This window comes from Gluconacetobacter liquefaciens (assembly GCF_003350405.1).
GTDB classification, from domain to species: domain Bacteria; phylum Pseudomonadota; class Alphaproteobacteria; order Acetobacterales; family Acetobacteraceae; genus Gluconacetobacter; species Gluconacetobacter liquefaciens.
The window spans coordinates 320,906-340,727 of the sequence record NZ_QQAW01000002.1 but is presented as its reverse complement, the minus strand read 5'-3'; the positions used below and the strand labels follow the sequence as shown (position 1 = coordinate 340,727).

Below are 19,822 nucleotides of genomic sequence, written 5' to 3'. Positions count from 1 at the left end.
GCCACCGCGAAGAGCGGTACGAAAGAGGCGTCACGCGTATCTTCATCGAGGACGCCCGCGACAGCCGGTGCCGGGGCTCCCCCACAAAGCGTTGCGTCCACCAGCCGCATTCTGCTTCCGGTGCCGTCGCACATGGGCATCGCTGCCTTCCAGAGCGGCGACAGATTCATTATTGTCGTCGACAATGCGGAGCCGATGGATACCAGCGCCCTGCGCGGTGACGGCCTCTTCTCGACATTGTCCGTCAAGACCCTCCCGGACGCGACCTTGATCCAGGTCCGCCTCCCGGATACGCGACGTCTCTACCTTTCCCAGCAGGCGGAAGGGTGGGTGCTGGGCGACAAGCCGCCTCCAGGCGACCATTACGACGACAGGCGCGTGATCAATCCGCAATATACCGACAGCGGCATCCTGTATCCGATGCGCCGATCCGGTCGCGTCCTTTCGATCTCGGATCCCGCGTCCGGAGACCGGCTGCTGGTCGGCACGTCGATCCTGGACGATGGCGGTATTCTCTCCCTGCGAAACGGCGACGGCTATGACGTATGGCCGACGTCGGAAGGCGTCGTGATCGCGGCCCACTCGCCACGCATTGACCTGAAACCTGTCCCCAGCGGCATCCTCCTGACCCAGGACGGCAAGGGCTTTCTGGATCACGGCGAAGCCGCCTATGCCAACGATGTCGATCTGAAATGGCTGGGGCTGCAGACTCTTCCCCTCGACGCCCTGACCCGACGCTATCACGCCGCTCTTCTCGCCGCCGCGGATTCGGATCCTTTCCATCGGTTCACGCAGCGGCTGAAGGCGGCGAAAGCCGCCTTCAGCCTCGGTGCCTTCGTCGAGGCCCGCGGCATCCTCACCGTCGCCCTCCAGGACGACCCGGAAGAAGCCGCCCTGCCCGACGTCCGGTTCCTTCTGGGCGCCGCCGAGTTGCTGTGCGGCGACATGGACGGCGCCTCGATGCTCAATGGCCCCTGGCCTGCCAGCCAGAAGCGCGCGACCCAGCTATGGCAGGGGCTCTATCTGGCCGCCACCGGCGAGAATGACGTGGCAGCGGCCCAACTGCTGGCTCGCGATTTCGCGCGGCTCAAATCCTACCCCACCCCGGTTCGCGATGTACTCCTGCCCATAGCCTCCGAGGAAATCGCCCGTTACGGCACGCCGGACGATCTCGCGGCGCTGGACGACCTGCCCACCGGCTCTGCCTATCAACTCGCAACAGCATTCAGACAGATGCGCTCCGGCAAGCGGGACCTTGCCTATGCCGCGTTCCAGAAACTGGCCGACAGTCGCGATCCCCAGGTCGCCGAAAAGGCGCTCGAACAGAAAACATCGATCGAACTCGCCGATGGCCGCATCAAACCGGACGCGGCGGCCGAACTCTTCGAAACCATGATCCCCGACGCGCGACTGGCCGGCCGCGAGGCCAAAGTCCGCCTGATGCAGGCCGACGCCTATATGCAGACTCAGCGCTGGAGCGACGCACTCCAGGCCATAGACGCAGCCCGGCTGCATCCCGACACGTCGTCAAAGGACATGGTGGCGCCATTACTGTCCCAGGCCCTCACCGGCATTGCCGATTCGATCCCGCCCGCATCGGACAAGAAAGGTCTTCTCCACGATACGGCGATGCTGAAGGTCCATCTACCCGATCTGCCGCCAGGAGCACGGAAGGGCAACATTCTGGTTTCTTACGGCAGGATGCTTCTCGCTCTCGGCCTGCCGGATGATGCGGCCCAGGCGTTTTCCGATGCCATTCCCATGCTCACCGCCCCCGATCTGCGTGCGCTGGCAGGCGCGGCACTGGCGGAAACCAATATCGAAAGAAGGCTTCCCCAGGAGGCGGCGCAGGCTTTGACGATCACGGACGATCCCTCCCTTCCGGACGATATCAAGACCACCAGACAGGTGCTCACCGCCCGCATCGCGCTTGCAACTGGCGACCAGGCCAAGGCCCTGACCCTTCTCCGCAACAGCGCGAACACCTCCGCGCTCGACCTGACGGCCCGCGTGCATGAACAGAAAGGCGAATGGGCAGCCGCGGCCAGCGACGTCCGCAAGATGGCAGCAGACCTGCTCCCTCCAACCGGCCCCCTGACCGATAGCCAGCAGATCCTGGCCCTCCGCCTGGCCTCGGATGCCTCGCAGGCGGCCGATCAAACCCTGTTGGGCTGGGTGGCCGACCGCGTCGGAGACCGGATGCCGGACGGGGATCGTGGACGCATGTTCAGGCTGATGACCAAGTCGCCGGACGGAGGCGCAGACACGTCGCCCGCGACGGCTCCCCTCTAACCAGACTAAAAAACTGCCTTCTTGCCATAAAGGCACGCTATTCAGACGCCAATACACACTATATACGAAAAGCACGCGCTCAGGATCTGAGCCAGAACGAAAACCAGGGGAATTGACAGCGTATGCTGGAAGCCTTGTCATCCCAAATGTCACAGGCTCATAGCGGCACCGATGTGCTGGACTTAGCCGGGCGCCGCCTGCAATGGCTGCAAAATCGCGAATCCGTGCTGGCTGGCAATGTCGCCAACGCGAATACGCCGGGCTATGCACCCAAGGACATCGCATCGTTTCAGGGTGTGCTGCAAAACCAGATGGCCATGACGCTGGCACAGACCGCTCCGGGCCATCTGGCCGGACGCAGCACTGCCGGCAGCGCAACGCGAACAGGCACCAACACCTCCCTCGACGGAAATCAGGTCAACATCGAAGGCGAACTTGAAAAGATCGCGGACACCAACGACCAGCAACGTCTCGCGACGAACGCCTACAGCGTCTATATGTCGATGTACTCGATAGCCCTCGGCTCCTCATCCTCCTGATCGCACGAGGCCTGTCATGGATTTCTCCGATACAATGGGCATCTCTGCCTCCGGCATGCGTGCCCAGGCAAAGCGCCTTCAGGTCGCGGCCGAAAACCTGGCCAACCAGGAAACCACCGGCACGACAGCCGGCGCAGACCCTTATCGGCGTAAGACGATTACGTTCAAGGAAACCCTGAATCGCACCTCCGGCGTTTCCGGTGTGGACATCAAGGAAATCGGACAGGACCAGACCCCGTTCGAGACAAAATACGATCCGTCCCATCCCGCAGCCGATGCCAACGGCCTGGTCAAGATGCCGAACGTAAGCGCGATGGTCGAAATCCTGGACACGCATGAGGCGCAACGTTCGTACGAGGCCAACCTCAACACCATGCAGATCACGCGGTCCATGCTGACACGCACGATCAATCTGATGAAATAAGGACAAGCCGGACGGCGTCATTTGGCAGCGCCACAGGCCGCAGACGCGCGCCTCACCTGTTGCCGTTGCACGAGCAATTCGTTACTCTTGGCACGCATGGTCCGTCGCCGTTTCCGCCTGCCGGGCTTGCTGGTCAAATGATCGGGCGGACACCGGCCTGAGGGCACTCCGCCCGGTTCCTTCTGGAGAGCGACATTGGACAATACCACCTATATTGCCCTGTCCCGCCTCGATACATTGACGCGCGCTCTCGATGTAACGGCCAACAACCTCGCCAATGCCAACACGGACGGCTTCAAGGCGAGCAGGCAATTGTTTTCCGAATATCTCGTCAAACAGAAAGGGCCGAACACCCTACCGGGAGACAAACAGGAATCCTACACGCAAGATCAGGCAACCTATCGCGACCAGTTGCAAGGTCCGTTGAAGTCCACCGGCAACCTGACCGATTTCGCCATCAACGGCGAAGGCTACTTTACCGTTCGGACCACTCAGGGAATCAGGCTGACGCGCAACGGCCAGTTCCACCGCCGCATGGATGGTACGATCGTCGACGGATCGGGCAATCCCGTTCTGGACAATGCCGGCCGGAATCTGGTCCTGCAGAACGAAGAAGACCTGCTCTCTGTCGCGACCGATGGCAGCATCTCGACCCAGACCGGCGTCATCGGAACGATCGGTCTGGTAACGGTCGACAATCCCCAGACATTGATGCCCGAAGGTCATTTTCTTCTTCGGCCAACCACCCAGACCCATACCGTCGCCCGTCCGGAGATCCGGCAGGCCATGCTGGAATCGAGCAACGTCAATGCGGTCTCGGAAGCGACCAGAATGGTTGAGATCCAGCGCGATTATGATCTGACATTCCAGCTTATACAGACCGAATCGACCCGCAACATGAACGCGATCGACAAGATCACTGCCGAACCGTCGGCCTGAAACAGGTCGCTTTGAAGAAAGACCGTTCCGCGATAGCGGGCGGCACTGCGCGTAACCTTTTAGAAACCATTAACGGATAGCAAAATCCATAACATAGTCTCGTCGTCCGCCATGCTTCGGCGGCAAACGCGAATGTTCCGTGGACAGGTGGCTAGGTACAGGGAATTTTACAACAATGGATCTGTTATCTTCTCTCTCGACAGCCACCAGCGGACTGAATGCGATTGAATATCAATATTCCGTCACATCCCAGAATGTCGCCAACCAGAGTACCGCAGGCTATGTAAGCGAGACGGCCACCGTCACGAGTGCCGTCACCGCTGGCATCGGAAATGGTGTTCGCATCGGTGCGACGCAACTGCACATCAATCAGGCGCTGCAATCCGCCCTGTATGCGCAGAATGCCCAGGTCGCCTCCTACACCGCGATGGACAATTCACTCGCCGCGCTATCGGCGGTCCAGGGCACGACCGCAGCAAGTTCGACAGACACCACCGCGGCTGGCACCACCAATACGCTGACCGATCAACTGGGCAATGTGCAGGCCGACCTGACATCGCTGATTTCCACACCATTGCAGAGCGTGTCGCAGACAGAGGTGGTTACGGGCGCGCAGTCCCTGACCAATACGATCCATACGCTGGCATCGACCTATGCGACCCAGCGCCAGAATGCTCAGGACAGTGTCGCATCGACGGTCCCGGACATCAATTCCGACCTGACGCAGATCGGCACTCTTTCCCAACAGATCACGAAACTCAAAGCACTCGGCTCCGATACGGCCGATCTCGAGAACCAGCGCCTGGGGGTCATGACCGACCTGTCGTCGAAGCTGTCGGTCACGTTTTCCGAGTCATCGAACGGCGACATGATCGTCCGGACCGAGGACGGCACGAAACTGCCGACCCGTCCCGACCAGATCGGACTCAGCGACAGTTCACAGAAGCTGCCTTCCACGACCTGGCCGCTCAGCACCAGCGACGTGACCGTTACATCGGCTATGTCCTACACGGGTGGCAGCACCTCGGCGATCCCCGGCATCATGCTGAACGGCAAGGACATCACCTCGCATCTCACCGGCGGCACGCTCGGCGCAAACATTACCCTGCGCGACGAGACCTACCCGAAGATGCAGGCGCAGTTGGATTCGTTCTCCTATACATTGATCAACCGCTTCAATAACGCAGGCCTCTCGCTGTTTACGAACGGTACCGACGCCACGGGCACGACGGTGGCTCAATCGTCCAATACGACGCAAACGACGCCAGCCGGCATCGTCGGCCTATCCTCCGCGATCAGCGTCAGCACCATGTATGCCACTACGCCGTCTCTGCTGACGACAACGACGACCACGACCGACAGTTCAGGCAACACGACCACGGCGGCGGCCACCAATACGACCACCGGCACGACCACGACCGGCGATTCGACCATCATTCAGCAGGTTCTCAGCCAGGCATTCGGCACCAGTTCCGCCAATGTCAGCGACCAGACCAGTTCGGGCGGCCCGGATCTCGAGGCTCCGACAAATAATCTGGGTGTGAACGGAAATATCTCGACCGGTTACACCGGCTCCCAGGGGCTGCTTCAGTTGGCAACGGCGCTCACTTCAGACCAGGGCGCGACCATCGCGGCGAGCAGCAGCAACCTGACAGCCAGCACATCGGTCCAGACCGTCCTGCAGGCAAAAGTCGCCGATGTATCGGGCGTCAACGTCAATGACGAACTAGCCAAGGTCGTGGCCTTGCAGAACGCCTACACCGCCAATGCCAAGATCGTATCCGCGGTCCAGACGATGTTCACCGCGTTTCTGAACGCCATCAACTAATTCAAGATCGGGATAGAAAACTGATGAGCTCGGCAATCAATCAATATGGCGGCGGCGCGACATCACTGATTCTTTCCGCCGGCATCAAGGCCATGTCCCTCCAGCAGGAAACCCTGACCTGGCAGTCCAGCAACGGCACCATTGCCCCGACCTTCGCCGGGATCGGTTCCACACGATCAACAGCGATCAGCCTTACGCCGAAAATCACCCAGATCAAGGCTTGGCAATCCAATATCACGAATGCACAGACCGATCTGACGGTCACGGCTAGCGCTCTGGCCCAACTGGTCTCACAGGCCCAGGCCATGGCGACTAGCCTGCTCAGTGTTTCCGGCACAGCCGAGACCAGCGCCGTATCGGCCGTTGCCGAACAGGCCACAAGCTCCCTGGCCGCCCTCAAGAGCGTCCTCAATACGACCAGCGGATCGACTTATGTCTTTTCCGGAACCGATAGCAATACGCCGACGATCACCGGCTCAGGGTCACTCGCGAACAGCAAGCTCGCAACGACGATCTCGGGGATCATGAACTCGCTTGCCACCGATGGAGCAACATCGGCGCTGCAACAGGCCACGACGGCTGCCGGAACGAACGATGCGTCTTCCAGTGATCCGCTCTCTGTCTTTGCGTCGTCCATTTCAGTTTCAGCCAATTCGGCCAAGGACCAGCAGCGTGTAACGGTGACGAACAACGATTCAACGACAAATGTCGGTATCGTCGCAACACAAAGCTCGACGACCTCCGCAGCGTCCTCGACGTCGACGGGATCGCCGATCCGCGACCTGATGCGCGACATGATGATCACCTCGGCCATGGGTGGCATGTCATCATCGACAAACGGCTTTTCAGACATGGCGAAGCAGCTTTATTCGTCACTGCAAACCACCATCAGCCAACTCACCGAACTGGAATCGTCGGTCGGCACCACCCAGAATAACCTGACGGCACAATCGAGCCTGCTGACCAATGTCCAGTCGACGCTGGAAGATCAGCTTGACGATTCCATGGGCGTCGATGCCGCGACCGTTGCCACCCAGGTCGCATCCGTCAAATTGCAGCTTGAAGTATCCTACAAGCTTGTTGCCGACATGAAGGGCATGACGCTGGCGGATTATATCTAATCTTCGCAGGTTTTAGCCTTTCCGCGCACTATCTAGAGACCAGAAAAACGCACCCTGATATCCGCACGTTTCCTCTCCAGACGATAGCGTGCCGATATCAGGCCCAACCTTCTTTCTTCGATGCCGGCTTTGTCGGCGCTGTTCGGCCATCAGCTGTTTTCATTCGTTCTGAAGCGCATCCTTCCGTCTTCCGTCAGAACATGCAGGCGTCAGGCCGATTTCCCGAAAAATCGCGCACCTCCGTCGCCATTTTTCTTCTCCCAAGAGCATTAAGGGGTGCACGTCATGTCCCAGACGGTCGGGTCTTCTGCGGAACAGGCGCTTCATCCCGAAGACAGTGCCGAGGCATTGCAGCTTGCCGGACGCCTGCACGAGGCCGCAGCAGCCTATCAGATCCGGCTGGCATCCACCCCGAACGATCCCAGAACTCTGAGCAATTACGGTGGACTGTTAAACGCAAGCAGCCGTTTTGACGATGCATACATAGTCCTCACCCGGTCGATTGCGCTCGACCCGACCCAACCCGATGCATGGTCCAACCTGGGCAACACATTGCTGCACCAGGCACGCTACGATGACGCGATCGCGGCATACAGAAACTGCCTGCAACGCAATCCGGCGCACGCCCTGGCCCTGAGCAATCTCGGCTTGCTTCTCGACCATCGCGGCGCACATGAACTGGCCCAGAAACTTCATCAGGTCGCCATACAGCTTACACCCGACAACGTGCATACACGCACCAACTATGCCATCTCACTACTGGCGCAGGGCGATTATCTCGCCGGTTTTCGAGAATATGAGTGGCGTTGGACAACGCACAGTTCGCGCAGCTACGGCATGACCGTGCCACAATGGAAGGGCGAGGATTTCCCTGGCCGTACCCTCATGATCCATACCGAGGGCGGCTTTGGCGACATGATCCAGTTCTCCCGCTTCATTCCCTTGGCCGCTCAGCGGGGCGGCCATGTCATCGTCCGGGCACGGAAGGAATTACTGACCCTGCTGCGGCAATCTTTTCCCGAACAGCAGTTTTTTTCCGAAGACGATGTGGTGCCGCCGCACGACCTCCAATGCCCTGTGCTCAGCCTGCCCTTCGCACTGGGCACGACCCTGACGACCATTCCCGGCGCCGGCGGCTTTCTTCACGCAGATGCGCAAAAGACATCCTTTTGGCACCAGATGTTTCATCAGGACGACGCGGCAAACGGCGCATGTCCCGATCCCCTCCGCGTCGGTCTGGTATGGGCAGGCGCTCCGCATCCCGAGATCCAGGCGGCCGAACTGGCCGACCGGCGACGTTCGACCGACCTTGCAACCTTCGCGCCTCTAGCCCGGACAGATGCGAATATTCTCTTCTACAGCCTGCAAATCGGCGAAAAATCATGGCAGGCCCGAACCCCGCCTACCGGTATGCATCTGGTCGATCATACCCCCTTGTTGCACGATTTCAGCGACACTGCCGCGCTGGTCAATGCGCTCGACCTGGTAATCGCCGTTGACACGTCAACCGCGCATGTCGCGGCCGGACTTGGGAAGCCGGTCTGGATGCTGTCCCGCTACGACCAATGCTGGCGCTGGCTTTCCGGCCGCACCGATTCCCCATGGTATGACAGCCTGCGCATCTATCAGCAGGCCGCACCTCTAGACTGGTCGGACCCGATCCGCCACATCGTCGCTGACCTTCAGGTCCTCGCGACACCCCGTCGCCGGCCACCAGCCTGAACTGAACCGTCACGCGTATGATCACCGCACCGGCTCCGGTCGCGTCGCCAGTCGCATCAGGCAACGGACATTTCCCCCCCCCCAAAAAAATACGGCGCAGTGGCCATAAGCCACTGCGCCGTATTCCGCTTGATGGGATCATGCCCGCAGGCACGATCCCGAAAAGGCTATAGAGATCAGAAATCGCTACCGATCGTGGCCATCGCCGCGAAAGGCGACGCGATCGAGTAGCTCGGAGAGCTGGCCGCAATCTTCGTGCCATTCACGCCAACGGTCGCCACCGCATTGCCCTGCGGCGAAGTGACATAACCGAGATAGCGGTTGTCGGAGATGTTCTGCAGGTTCAGGCGGATCATCGGGTTCTGGAAGAAACCGAGCTTCGGCAGACGATAGCCGACATGGATGTTCATGCGAACATAACCAGGGATGCTCTGGTCATTCATGAACGTCGAATACTGCCGCGCCACATATTTCAGGTTGAACCCGGCGAACGCATTGCCATCATCATAATCGAGGCCGAAACCAACCTGGTATTGCGGTGCCTGCGGCGCGATCTTGCCCTTGGTCCGCAGATAGTCGCCACCGGCAGGCATGTTGCTATCGGTCACGGCATGCAGATACTCGAACGAAGCATACGGGCGCAGATGATAGCGCAGCGGTGCCGTTCCCACCTCAACGTCGACACCGTCGGAATGCGAACTACCGGCATTGATGTTGGTCGTGGTCACCTGGTCCGGCAGCAACTGGGTATAGAGACGACCGGTGAAGGCATAATGGAAATAGGTCACCGCCGCCGAGATCAGGTTATCCTGATAGCGCCAACCAGCTTCCTCGGAAATCGAAATTTCCGGCGCCTGCTTAGGGTTAGGCACCGTGCTGTAGCTGTGCGTCTTCGTGTTGTATGTGCCGGAATCATAAAGCGAATAGTTCTGCGGCATACGGAAATTGGTCGAAACTGAGGCGAAGACCTGGTTGTGCTCGTCGATCTTGTAGCGGATCGCACCGGTCGGCAGCGCCACCCGGTAATTGGTGGTAACATATTTCTGCGATGGCATCGGCAGATAGTTGCTGCCACTGCGATCGACGATGGCATATTTTAGCCCCGCGTCGATCGTCAGTCGGTTATTCAGAAGCGAGAGCTGATCACCGATAAATGGCGTATGAACCCGGGTCTGCGTGAACGAATCACGATACTGGAGGGTCTCGCCGCGATACGGACCGCTGGTGATGACCAGGTTGCCGGTATCGTCCGCCGAATTCAACGGCGCGCCATCCTCGCCAACCCGGCTGTAGGGCGACGTCTGGGTCTGCTTGGAATATTCGAACCAGTAACCGATCATCAGCCGGTTGACGCCGGTCGTCAGGGTGACCTTGGCTGTGTTGCCCGGACGATAGGTCTGGGTCAGGCTGGTGTAGTAGAAGGGATAGGTTCCCGACGTCACGCCATCGACCGACCCGGTCACCGTCTGGCCGACCACCGACATCTTGTTGGCGCTACAGGAACTACCATCGAGGCAATAATTCGACAGGCCGCCACCGCCGCCGCCATACCCGTACCAGAAATACGGCGTATCGGTCAGGACCACGCCGTGGCCCAGGTTGAACGTCGAAGGCATCGAGGAATAGATGTTCGTAAACGGATTGGGGTGCAGCTTGTAGTAGTTGCTGTTGTAGGTCTTCGTCCCGTTCGACGAGACCGTATAGGGAATGGCACTGTAGTTCGCCGGCGGGTTCAGCGGGTTCGAACCCTTGTCGCCATACTGCAGATACTGGTTCCAGCCGGAAAGCGAGACAGTACGGTAGGCATTGTTCTCCATGCCGTTGCCGACCACGGCCCACGACCAGCGGTTGCCGTCACCCCAGTCGGAGACGAGCTTCATTTCGCCGTGCTTCTTGTCCTCGACACCGGGGCCGCGCCAATGGTCCTGACGCGCCTGCGAGTAGGAGAAATAGGCCCGCAGGTTGGTATTACCCAGATAACCGGTATCGAAACGCAGGAAGCCACGCGTACCATTGTACGAGCCGTAGCTCATATTGACATGGCCACCCATCTTCGCCTTCGGGTCGATCATGTACATATCGACCGTGCCGCCCGTGGCACTCAGATGAGGACTGTCGAGATCCGCCGAACCCTGGGCCAGGCGAATCGTCTTCAGATTTTCCGAGTCGACGATTTCCTGCGGGTAAACGGCGAAGTTACCGATGTCATTGATCGGGAAACCTTCGAGCGTGAAGCCCATCTGGCTTTCGGTCAGGCCGCGTACCGACATGTTTCCGCCCGTCATCCCCATCGGATCGGTGTCGGAGGTATTGACGCCGGGCAGCAGCGCGATCAGCTGCATCGGGTTCTCCGCCGGATTCTGCTTGGAAATCCAGTCGCGGGTCACGGCCGAGATGGATTTCGGCGCATCTTCCTTACCCATCAGTCCGCCGCCGAAGGCGCGGCCGGTAACACCGTCACCCAGCGTACGCACGCCGCGTACCTCGATACGTTCCTGATCGGTCGGCCCGGTCGCCCCCAGCATCGTCGGACGGGCGTCGACCACCTTATCGGCCGGGCGCGCCTCTTTGGTCATGGGCGCCTTGACAACCGGCTGGGATGACGACGGCGCAACGTCCTGCGCGAACGCCGCTCCCCCGATCGACGAAAGCATAGTCGAAGACACCAGAGCGAGCATCGTCGACCTGATATAGTTTGTCATACAATCTCCATTGATGAAAGATGACCCCCCGAGGTCATTTTTCCGGGAACCTGACCGATTGGTCTGGTTTTGTATAGAGAGCAGCAGAAATTTCATTAATTATTCAAACTCATTTTTCAAAACGAATGAAAAATCCATTGCGCGTGACAAAGTTGCAACAAATGTCTCCATGCCCGGCCCCCTGTCGCCCCGCAGGATCTATTGCCGTTTCCACGTCATGCTTCCTGGCCCCCCATTGCCGCGGCAATCGCGAACATCTGTTTATTTAATTGTTTTTATTGCCGTTTTAACTCAGACAAACCAGCCTGATGAAGCAGGTGCTGCATCCTGCCCCGCCCTGCCGCCGATGCTCCGGTCGTCGCACGATATACTCCGACGTCGAAGCCCACTGCGGCCAACATCACACATATAATTCCGTCAAAGAAACAATAATCCCCCACCCGGGGGGGGGCTGCCTCATGCGACTGCCGCCGATTCTATTGCCTCCAACGGCCTCGGCTCCGACAGGACGGGTCGGAACGCGTTGTGCACGTCCTGCCGATGCGACGGGAGGGGAAGCAAACCACCCGGCCGTTTAGCGGCCCGCGGAAATCCGGCGATTCAGAAGATATCCTGCCCCTTCTTGCCCTGCGGCGGCAGGTGGCAACCGCGGCACGACCGAACAGGGCCGGCCGTGCCATGCTCGCGACGACGTGCCAGATGGCAACCCTCGCAGAAATCATGAAATGTCGACAATGCCAGGGCCGCCTGATCCGGTCGCGTCCGGTGACAGCCGATGCATGTCCGGTCGGGGGCGGAAGCCAGCGCGGGCTCCAGCACGTCATGATGGCACTGCACGCAATTATAGGCCGCGTGGTCGCGATGCATGAACACGACCGGGATCGGCACCGCGTGGCTGATGCCCGACCCACACCACCATGCCACGCCGCCCCCGAGGCCAAGAATCGCGGCCAGTACCCAGACAGGGAGCCAACCCTTCATGGCGCCAGCCATTGGCTGAGACGCACTCCATAGAGAACGCAGACCCCCAGTGAGACACCGCCAACCACCATTGCCAGACGAACGGCGACAGGCGCGGTATGACGCCGCCGATGCCCGGCAGGCCGAGGCAACCTGCCATAGCGGCCCACCCACGGCAGGGCGGCGCAGCAGGCGGCGATCACCGACAGCGCGATCATCTGCTCCCTTGCCCGCACATGCAGGCGAGCCCCCGTGATATGAAAGCTGGCCGTGCCGAGCAGGACGAGTGCCATCAGCCCATGCGCCTGACGAAAGCGCGCCGCTTTCCGCCAGATCCGACCGCGAAGGGCATGAAAGGACAGTCCGACGGCCAGAACTGCCAGCAGCAACCCCACAAGGGCCGCCAGCATGTAGCCCGGACCACCCGGCAAAAGGTAGCGACCCGTCAATGGTTCGGCCCACAGCGACAGGCCGACATGCAGAACGATGAACCCACCCGCAACGCACCCGAGCAGGCGATGCGCAACAGTAAAAAACTTGCCGTCATTGAAAGGAAACCGCAGCGGGCGCCCCGTCAGGAAAAACAGGAAGGCCACCAACACATAGGCGATGAAGCCGCAGGCCATCGCACCATCCCATGACGGAGCATTGGCAGGCAGATCCGCGCCGATGAAGAAGACCGAGACCAACAGCCCGCACAACACCAGCAACGGCAGAAGAATGATCACACGCCCCTCCGCGCCGGCACGATACGACCTCGGCGTGCCTGTCGCCCTCCGGCGGTTGCGGCTCCATCCGTCAGGCCGCGAATAAGAATGGCATCGAAACAATAGAACGAACAGGCCGCGATGCCGACGATATCGGATCGAGGCCGCAAATCTTATCACCACATTCGATCGTTGATTAAAAGAAATACCGCACTATGATGCGTCAGACTTCGAGGACCGACCTGTTTGTCGCATATCGACCGTACATGATGGTTTTTAACCCGCCGGAATTCCCGTAATGAGTTTTATTGACACGATCCAGCCGTTATATTCGCTGTCCGGTCTGGGCGTCGGGTTTCTGGTTGGTCTTACCGGCGTCGGCGGTGGATCTCTGATGACGCCGCTCCTGATCCTGCTGTTCGGCGTACATCCCCAGACGGCGGTGGGCACCGACCTGCTTTACGCCGCGATCACCAAGGCGGTCGGCACAGGCGTGCATGGTTTCTCCGGCGGGGTAGACTGGAAAGTGGTCCGCCGCCTGGCCAGCGGCAGCATACCCGCCTCCGCTCTGGCCCTCATCGTGCTGCACACCATGGGTGCGCCGTCCCTGATCACCACCCACCTCATTACCCGCAGCCTGGGCGTCGCCCTGCTGCTGACGGCTCCCTGCATTCTGTTTCGCGCCGCCATCATGCAACGTCTGGCCGGTTTCTCCGCCAGCCTGTCCGACCGCCGGACCCATATCCTGACCATCGCCGTCGGAGCACTGCTCGGCCTTTTGGTCTCACTGTCATCCGTCGGCGCGGGAGCCATCGGGGTCACGGTCCTGCTGGTCCTGTATCCCAGACTGTCGACGGCGCGGATCGTCGCGGCCGATATCGCGCATGCGGTGCCGCTGACCCTGGTCGCCGGTCTGGGCCACTGGCTCCTCGGCTCGGTCAATGGCGGCATGCTGCTGTCCCTGCTGGTCGGCTCAATCCCTGGCATCATTCTGGGCAGCCTCTTCGTCGGCATGGTCCGCGAAAGCGTCCAGCGCACGGTTCTGGCCACCGTGCTCACGATCGTCGGTATCCGCATGATCTAACGACCTTCCTGGCAACGCATATTTCCCAACAGGGCACATTGCCAAACGGGTTCTGACGGACAACCCGAACGCCCCTCCCGAGCCGCCACGATTACAAAACCGGTCCTTCGTCATCATCGTCGGGTTCAAACGGTCCCTCGTCCGGCACCTCGCCAGGGATCGGCTCATCCGGATCATACGGTCCAGGTGAGGGCGTCGGCATCGGCCGCCGAGGCCCGGAATGGTCATGTTCACGTATGGACATCGCAACCTTCCCCCCCGTTACGGCCATTCAACCGCATTCAGCCGCGCGGGTTTCCTGCGCGGATCCAGGACAGATTCCTCCCCCCCAGGATCCCGCGCATTTGTGAACACGACATGATTGCCCGGCCGATCGTATCAGGATTAGCGTATGGGCATAACACATATGCACGAAATGCAGAGGCCAAGAGTGACGAAAACAAGATCACTCGACAATCATCACGCTTCAGTGAGCATTCACCACGCGGATCGCGTCTACAGCATGCTGAGAGATGAATCCGCGTCCGGCCGCTCGGCACTCGCGGCCTCCTGGTCGCGCTCGCTGCGTCATTACGGCCTGAGTCCGAATCATAACGCTCCTCCACACCGTCTGGACGCCCCAGGCTATCGCGAGGCACGCGAACGCAGCGCGCTGCTGCTGCAAGCCGCACAGCCGGTTCTGGACCGACTGACCTCGGCAGTCCGGCGCGGCGGCTTCTGCATGCTGCTCAGCGACGCGCGCGGCATCGCGCTGGAACAGAGATGCCTGGCCGCCGACGAAGAGATCTTCAGTTCATGGGGCCTCAATCTCGGCGCCGTATGGGACGAAGCCCATGAAGGCACCAACGGCATCGGCACCTGCCTCGCCGAAGACCGGGTGCTGACGATCCATCGCGACCAGCATTTCTTCTCCCGCAACGCGGGGCTCAGTTGCACCATGGCACCGATCCACGACCCCTCGGGCAGCCCGATCGGCGGGATCGACATTTCCTCATGCCGCACGGATTGCGACACGGCGACCCTCTCCTTCCTGACACTGGTGGTCGAAGACGCCGCCCGCCGCATCGAAACCAGGCTGTTCGGCGAAGCCTTCGCCGACCACCGCATCATCTCGCTGGGCAACGAGGCACAGGCCCTGCTGGCGGTCGATGAAAACGAGGTGATCGTCGGCACCAACAAGGCCGCCCGCGCCCTGTTCGGCCTCCGCGCCGACAAACCCATGACGCTCCCTGACCTGCTGTCGGATACCGGCCACGAAGATCCCGCACGCGCCGCCCACGCCGCCCTCCAACGGGTGCTGAAACGCTGTAACGGAAACATCTCTGCGGCAGCGCGAGAACTGGGCGTCAGCCGTGCCACGCTGCATCGCCGGCTGAAACGTCACGAAGCCCACTGAAGCCCCGCCACTGTCGCGGAACTGCGACAGATCAGGCTTCATACCAATCCCGGCCGGCTGACAAATCCAGTACCCATCGCCACTCTTCCGAATGTTGACCGCGCTCCATCCGCGGCGACCAAGAAGGAGAATGACCATGGACTCGCTGGAAAGCCATCGAATCGACATGTCGTCACCGTTCAAGGCGCAGTACGACAATTTCATCGGCGGCCGTTGGGTGCCCCCTTTCGCCGGGGAGTATTTCGACGATCCGTCACCGGTCGACGGGCGCATCCTGTGCAAGGTCGCCCGTTCCAGGGCCGAGGATGTGGAACGAGCACTCGACGCCGCCCACGCCGCGCGCGATGCGTGGGGCGAGACCAGCGCGGCCCAGCGCGCACTGCTGCTCAACCGCATCGCCGACCGCATCGACGAGAATCTTGAACTGCTGGCCCGTGCCGAAAGCTGGGACAACGGCAAGCCGCTGCGCGAGACGCTGAACGCCGACCTCCCCCTATGCGTCGACCATTTCCGCTATTTTGCCTCCTGCATCCGCGCACAGGAAGGCGCGCTGTCGGAAATCGACCACGATACCGTCGCCTACCATTTCCACGAACCGCTGGGTGTTGTCGGCCAGATCATCCCCTGGAACTTCCCCCTGCTGATGGCCGCCTGGAAACTGGCACCGGCCCTCGCAGCGGGCAATTGCGTGGTGATGAAGCCGGCCGAACAGACCCCGGCCTCGATCATGGTCCTGGCCGAACTGATCGCCGACATCCTGCCGGCCGGCGTGCTCAACATCGTCAACGGCTTCGGGCGGGAAGCCGGCACGGCGCTGGCTTCCAACAGCCGGATCGCCAAGATCGCCTTCACCGGATCGACCCCAACCGGCAAGATGATCGCCCACGCCGCCGCCGACAATCTGATTCCCGCCACGCTGGAACTGGGCGGCAAATCCCCCAACGTCTTCTTTTCCGACATCGCCGCCGAAGATGACGACTTTCTCGACAAGGCAATCGAAGGCTTCGTCCTGTTCGCCTTCAACCAGGGCGAGGTCTGCACCTGCCCGTCTCGCGCCCTGATCCACGAATCCATCTACGACCGCTTCATGGAACGCGCGCTGCGCCGGGTCGCGGCGATCAAGCAGGGCAATCCGCTGGACCTCGCGACAATGGTCGGCGCCCAGGCATCGGTCGACCAGATGAACAAGATCCTGTCCTATATCGATATCGGACGGCAGGAAGGGGCCCAGTTACTGACCGGCGGCAGCCGGGCCGACGTGGGCGACGCGCTGTCAAACGGCTGTTACATCCAGCCTACCGTCTTCAGGGGCGACAACCGGATGCGGATCTTCCAGGAAGAGATCTTCGGCCCCGTCGTCTCCGTCACCACCTTCCGCGACGATGCCGAGGCGGTCAAACTGGCCAACGACACGCTGTTCGGCCTGGGTGCGGGAATCTGGACCCGCGACGGCACCCGCGCCTATCGCGTCGGGCGGGCCATCAAGGCGGGCCGCGTCTGGACCAACTGCTACCACGCCTACCCGGCCCACGCCGCTTTCGGCGGATACAAACAGTCGGGCATCGGCCGTGAAAACCACCGCATGATGCTGGACCATTACCAGCAGACCAAGAACCTTCTGGTCAGCTACGCCCCAAAGAAACTGGGGTTCTTCTGACCGCCCGCCCCCAACGGGTCAGCCGGGTGCCGACAGGCACCCGGCCTGGAGGGCCCATCGGGTTCTCAGAACGTCACACGCACACCGCCAAACCCACCGATCGGCGCGGCGGGGCTGTAGCTACGCGGATTGGTCGCCCCCGGTGCCTGCGCCAGATAGACCGAACCGGTCGGCGAGAACGTGCCGAAAGTGTAGTAATGCCGGTCAGTAACATTCGAGATGCTGCCGAACAATTGCAGAGAGCGCGTCACCTGGACCGACGTATGCAGGTTCAATACGAAGAACCCCGGCAGGCGCGGCGTCAGGTTGGCTTCGTCGCCAAACAGATACTGCCCGCCCTGCAAGAGAAAATCACCACCGACGGTCCAGATCGGGGTAACACGCACATCCACCCCGCCGGTCAGCTTGTCCAGCGGAATCCCCGGCAGACGGTTGCCCCGGCGCACGGTAATGTCGCCGTCTTCATCACCGGCCGGGTTGCTGCCCGCATCCTCGACGAAGCCGCTGCGATAGGTCGCATCGGTATGGGTATAGTTCAGCCAGGCCGACCAGCCATCCGCCTGCCAGGCCAGATGCACCTTGCCCCCCTGGCGGCGGGTTGCGCCGATATTGGCGAAAAACGCACGGTTCAGCGTCTCGCTGTTGATGAACACGATGTCATTGTCGGCATCGGTACGGAACAGTCCCAGATCGTAGCTCAGTCGTCCGGCAGTCCCGATCGTAAAGCCACCCCGCAGGCCGGCCTCGAACGTATGCGCCCGCACCTGCTTCAGTTCGGGATCGCCGACGAAGAAATTGGCCAGGCTGCACGCATTCTCCGGCCCGGCGCAGGAGAGTTCGGCAGGCGTCGGCGCACGGTTCGCCTCGGCATACCCGCCATAGATCGTGGCCCAATGCGTCAGCCGATAGCTGACCCCGCCCCCCGGATTAATCGCCGAATAGGCATGCCGGCCGCTCAAATCCCCGCCATTCTGGTCCGCCAGATTGATCTGTGCAAAATTGTAGCGCATCGACCCGGTCAGCGAGAGGCGCGGTGTCAGATCGATCGTATCGGTCGCAAACACACCGACATACGCATCATTCACCCGCACCCGCACCGGTACGGTCTCCCCCGGTTCGTCGATCACATAGCCAGGGCCATAATATTCCCGTGTCACTGGGGTCAGCCCCCCCAGCACGGCAGAGCCGGTGAACATCGTCTGCGCACCGTCGAAGCTGACGCCCGCGACTTCATGATTGCGCAGGCCGAACACCGAATGGTCCTCCGTTTCCTGCATCGACACGCCATAGCCGTTGGTGTTCGTCGTCTGCAAATCCAGTTCGGAATACGCACCACCATCCAGAAAATCAGGAATCGTCGCCCCGCCCCGCGTGGTCGAAGGATCGCCATCGTCGGTGCACATCAGGCCCGATCCATCGTCGCACGGCGCATCGTTGGGCGCGTTGCCGTTGATCACCCGCTGCTGGAAATAATCGTAATGCACCTGCCCCTGCACCGAGAGCGTGTCGGTAAAGCTGTGCCGGCCATTCACGGCGAACTGGATGAATTTGTTCGCCATCTGATTGGGCGCGGTGAACTGCGCCCTGGGGTCGGCGCGCAGCAGTTCCACCGGCGACGTTCCGGGGCCGTTCAATACCGAATTGGCCAGATCGAGACTGCCATGCACCTCGGTCGCCAGCCCTTTCCAGCCAAGGTCGGCATACAGGCTCTGGATGTCGGTGCTTTGCAGGTCCCGCCAGCCATCCTCATGAACTTCCCGGCCGGCGACATAGAATCCCCAGTTTCCCCGTCGCGCGGCATAATCGCCCTGCGCCACGATCCGTCCGAACGACCCGCCGGACAGATCGGCTTCCCCTCCGGGTGCGGTATTGAAGGCATTCTTCATCCGCACATTCAGCGCCCCACCCAGAGCGTTCAGGCCGAAGACGGGGTTCGCCCCCTCCACCGCCACCCGCTCGATCGCCAGATCCGGGATCAGGTCCCAGTTCACCGTATCGCCAAAGGCCTGGTTGAAGCGCACACCATCGAGATACACCGCGATACCTTGGGACGTGCCCTGCAACGGCGACGCCTGAAAGCCGTTCATGACGATGGTGGGCTGATAAGGGTTCCCTGCGGGCGAATTGAGGCTGACACCCGCCAGACGGCTGTCCAGCGCATGCAGCAGGTCAGCGGTACCGGTCAGTTGCAGGTCACGCGCGGTCACGATGGCGGTCGTCGCCGGAAGCCGGTCACGGTCGATGCCCGAACCGGGCAAAGGCGAGGAACCAATCACAGTAATGTCTTCCGGCTGCACGCCAGCCGACACACCGTCCGCAGCCGTCGCCGGTACCGTCTGCGCCAGCACCGCTCGGGCGGGCAGAAAGCACAATGCGGCAGACGCCAGATACATGGCCCTCCGCCCGGTCATCTTTTCAAACATGCTTTTATTCTTCTCTTTTGATTGGCAT

At 61.0% G+C, this 19,822-nt stretch carries 14 protein-coding genes; 10 read left to right on the top strand and 4 right to left on the bottom strand.

The window, feature by feature from the left end; translation table 11 throughout:
- Positions 1–132: 132 nt before the first annotated feature.
- From C7453_RS04805 to C7453_RS04775, 7 genes are all read left to right on the top strand, one after another.
- Complete coding sequence (locus C7453_RS04805) at positions 133–2,292, top strand: hypothetical protein (protein WP_245948786.1); 2,160 nt, start codon at positions 133–135, stop codon at positions 2,290–2,292.
- A gap of 122 nt (positions 2,293–2,414) precedes the next feature.
- Complete coding sequence (locus C7453_RS04800; protein ID WP_114726389.1) at positions 2,415–2,831, top strand: flagellar basal body rod protein FlgB; 417 nt, start codon at positions 2,415–2,417, stop codon at positions 2,829–2,831.
- Positions 2,832–2,847: 16 nt separating this feature from the next.
- Complete coding sequence (gene flgC / locus C7453_RS04795; RefSeq protein ID WP_114726388.1) at positions 2,848–3,255, top strand: flagellar basal body rod protein FlgC; 408 nt, start codon at positions 2,848–2,850, stop codon at positions 3,253–3,255.
- 195 nt (positions 3,256–3,450) lie between these two features.
- On the top strand, positions 3,451–4,194 hold the full coding sequence (gene flgF, locus C7453_RS04790; protein WP_114726387.1) for a flagellar basal-body rod protein FlgF: 744 nt from the start codon (positions 3,451–3,453) through the stop codon (positions 4,192–4,194).
- A gap of 175 nt (positions 4,195–4,369) precedes the next feature.
- The gene (locus tag C7453_RS04785; RefSeq protein ID WP_114726386.1) at positions 4,370–6,022 is read left to right on the top strand and encodes a flagellar hook-associated protein FlgK; all 1,653 of its coding nucleotides are present in this window, start codon (positions 4,370–4,372) and stop codon (positions 6,020–6,022) included.
- Positions 6,023–6,045: 23 nt separating this feature from the next.
- The gene (locus C7453_RS04780) at positions 6,046–7,143 is read left to right on the top strand and encodes a flagellin (RefSeq protein WP_114726385.1); all 1,098 of its coding nucleotides are present in this window, start codon (positions 6,046–6,048) and stop codon (positions 7,141–7,143) included.
- Positions 7,144–7,428: 285 nt separating this feature from the next.
- Positions 7,429–8,865 (top strand): tetratricopeptide repeat protein, encoded by a 1,437-nt coding sequence (locus C7453_RS04775; protein WP_114726384.1) that lies wholly within the window; start codon positions 7,429–7,431, stop codon positions 8,863–8,865.
- A gap of 176 nt (positions 8,866–9,041) precedes the next feature.
- Here C7453_RS04775 and C7453_RS04770 read toward each other — a convergent pair whose 3' ends face one another.
- The 3 genes from C7453_RS04770 to C7453_RS04760 form a co-directional block, all read right to left on the bottom strand.
- Complete coding sequence (locus tag C7453_RS04770; RefSeq protein WP_245948785.1) at positions 9,042–11,567, bottom strand: TonB-dependent receptor; 2,526 nt, start codon at positions 11,565–11,567, stop codon at positions 9,042–9,044.
- Positions 11,568–12,167: 600 nt separating this feature from the next.
- Positions 12,168–12,548 (bottom strand): cytochrome c3 family protein, encoded by a 381-nt coding sequence (locus C7453_RS04765; RefSeq protein ID WP_170143129.1) that lies wholly within the window; start codon positions 12,546–12,548, stop codon positions 12,168–12,170.
- Entirely contained in the window at positions 12,545–13,255 is a 711-nt protein-coding gene (locus tag C7453_RS04760) for a ferric reductase-like transmembrane domain-containing protein (protein ID WP_114726382.1), read from the bottom strand. Before C7453_RS04760 ends, C7453_RS04765 begins: the two co-directional genes overlap by 4 nt.
- A gap of 277 nt (positions 13,256–13,532) precedes the next feature.
- On the opposite strand from C7453_RS04760, the gene C7453_RS04755 reads away from it, so the two are divergent.
- The 3 genes from C7453_RS04755 to exaC all read left to right on the top strand — a co-directional run bounded on the left by C7453_RS04755 (position 13,533) and on the right by exaC (position 17,371).
- Positions 13,533–14,318 (top strand): sulfite exporter TauE/SafE family protein, encoded by a 786-nt coding sequence (locus tag C7453_RS04755; protein ID WP_114726381.1) that lies wholly within the window; start codon positions 13,533–13,535, stop codon positions 14,316–14,318.
- Positions 14,319–14,820: 502 nt separating this feature from the next.
- Complete coding sequence (locus tag C7453_RS04750; RefSeq protein ID WP_245948783.1) at positions 14,821–15,714, top strand: helix-turn-helix domain-containing protein; 894 nt, start codon at positions 14,821–14,823, stop codon at positions 15,712–15,714.
- Positions 15,715–15,850: 136 nt separating this feature from the next.
- Positions 15,851–17,371, top strand: a complete 1,521-nt coding sequence (exaC, locus tag C7453_RS04745; protein ID WP_114726668.1) for an acetaldehyde dehydrogenase ExaC — start codon at positions 15,851–15,853, stop codon at positions 17,369–17,371.
- A 65-nt stretch (positions 17,372–17,436) separates the two neighbouring features.
- On the opposite strand, the gene C7453_RS04740 is transcribed toward exaC, so the two are convergent.
- Positions 17,437–19,794, bottom strand: coding sequence for a TonB-dependent receptor (locus C7453_RS04740; protein WP_170143128.1), 2,358 nt, complete (start codon positions 19,792–19,794; stop codon positions 17,437–17,439).
- Positions 19,795–19,822 lie beyond the last annotated feature (28 nt).

What these genes read in the sequence shown, in the direction of transcription:
- C7453_RS04800 (WP_114726389.1), top strand. Translation starts at nt 2,415, where the DNA reads ATGCTGGAAGCCTTGTCATCCCAAATGTCACAGGCTCATAGCGGCACC.
- C7453_RS04805 (WP_245948786.1), top strand. Translation starts at nt 133, where the DNA reads ATGGGCATCGCTGCCTTCCAGAGCGGCGACAGATTCATTATTGTCGTC.
- C7453_RS04775 (WP_114726384.1), top strand. Translation starts at nt 7,429, where the DNA reads ATGTCCCAGACGGTCGGGTCTTCTGCGGAACAGGCGCTTCATCCCGAA.
- C7453_RS04785 (WP_114726386.1), top strand. Translation starts at nt 4,370, where the DNA reads ATGGATCTGTTATCTTCTCTCTCGACAGCCACCAGCGGACTGAATGCG.
- C7453_RS04765 (WP_170143129.1), bottom strand. Translation starts at nt 12,548, where the DNA reads ATGAAGGGTTGGCTCCCTGTCTGGGTACTGGCCGCGATTCTTGGCCTC.
- C7453_RS04740 (WP_170143128.1), bottom strand. Translation starts at nt 19,794, where the DNA reads ATGTTTGAAAAGATGACCGGGCGGAGGGCCATGTATCTGGCGTCTGCC.
- exaC (WP_114726668.1), top strand. Translation starts at nt 15,851, where the DNA reads ATGGACTCGCTGGAAAGCCATCGAATCGACATGTCGTCACCGTTCAAG.
- C7453_RS04750 (WP_245948783.1), top strand. Translation starts at nt 14,821, where the DNA reads ATGCTGAGAGATGAATCCGCGTCCGGCCGCTCGGCACTCGCGGCCTCC.
- C7453_RS04770 (WP_245948785.1), bottom strand. Translation starts at nt 11,567, where the DNA reads ATGACAAACTATATCAGGTCGACGATGCTCGCTCTGGTGTCTTCGACT.
- flgC (WP_114726388.1), top strand. Translation starts at nt 2,848, where the DNA reads ATGGATTTCTCCGATACAATGGGCATCTCTGCCTCCGGCATGCGTGCC.
- C7453_RS04780 (WP_114726385.1), top strand. Translation starts at nt 6,046, where the DNA reads ATGAGCTCGGCAATCAATCAATATGGCGGCGGCGCGACATCACTGATT.
- C7453_RS04755 (WP_114726381.1), top strand. Translation starts at nt 13,533, where the DNA reads ATGAGTTTTATTGACACGATCCAGCCGTTATATTCGCTGTCCGGTCTG.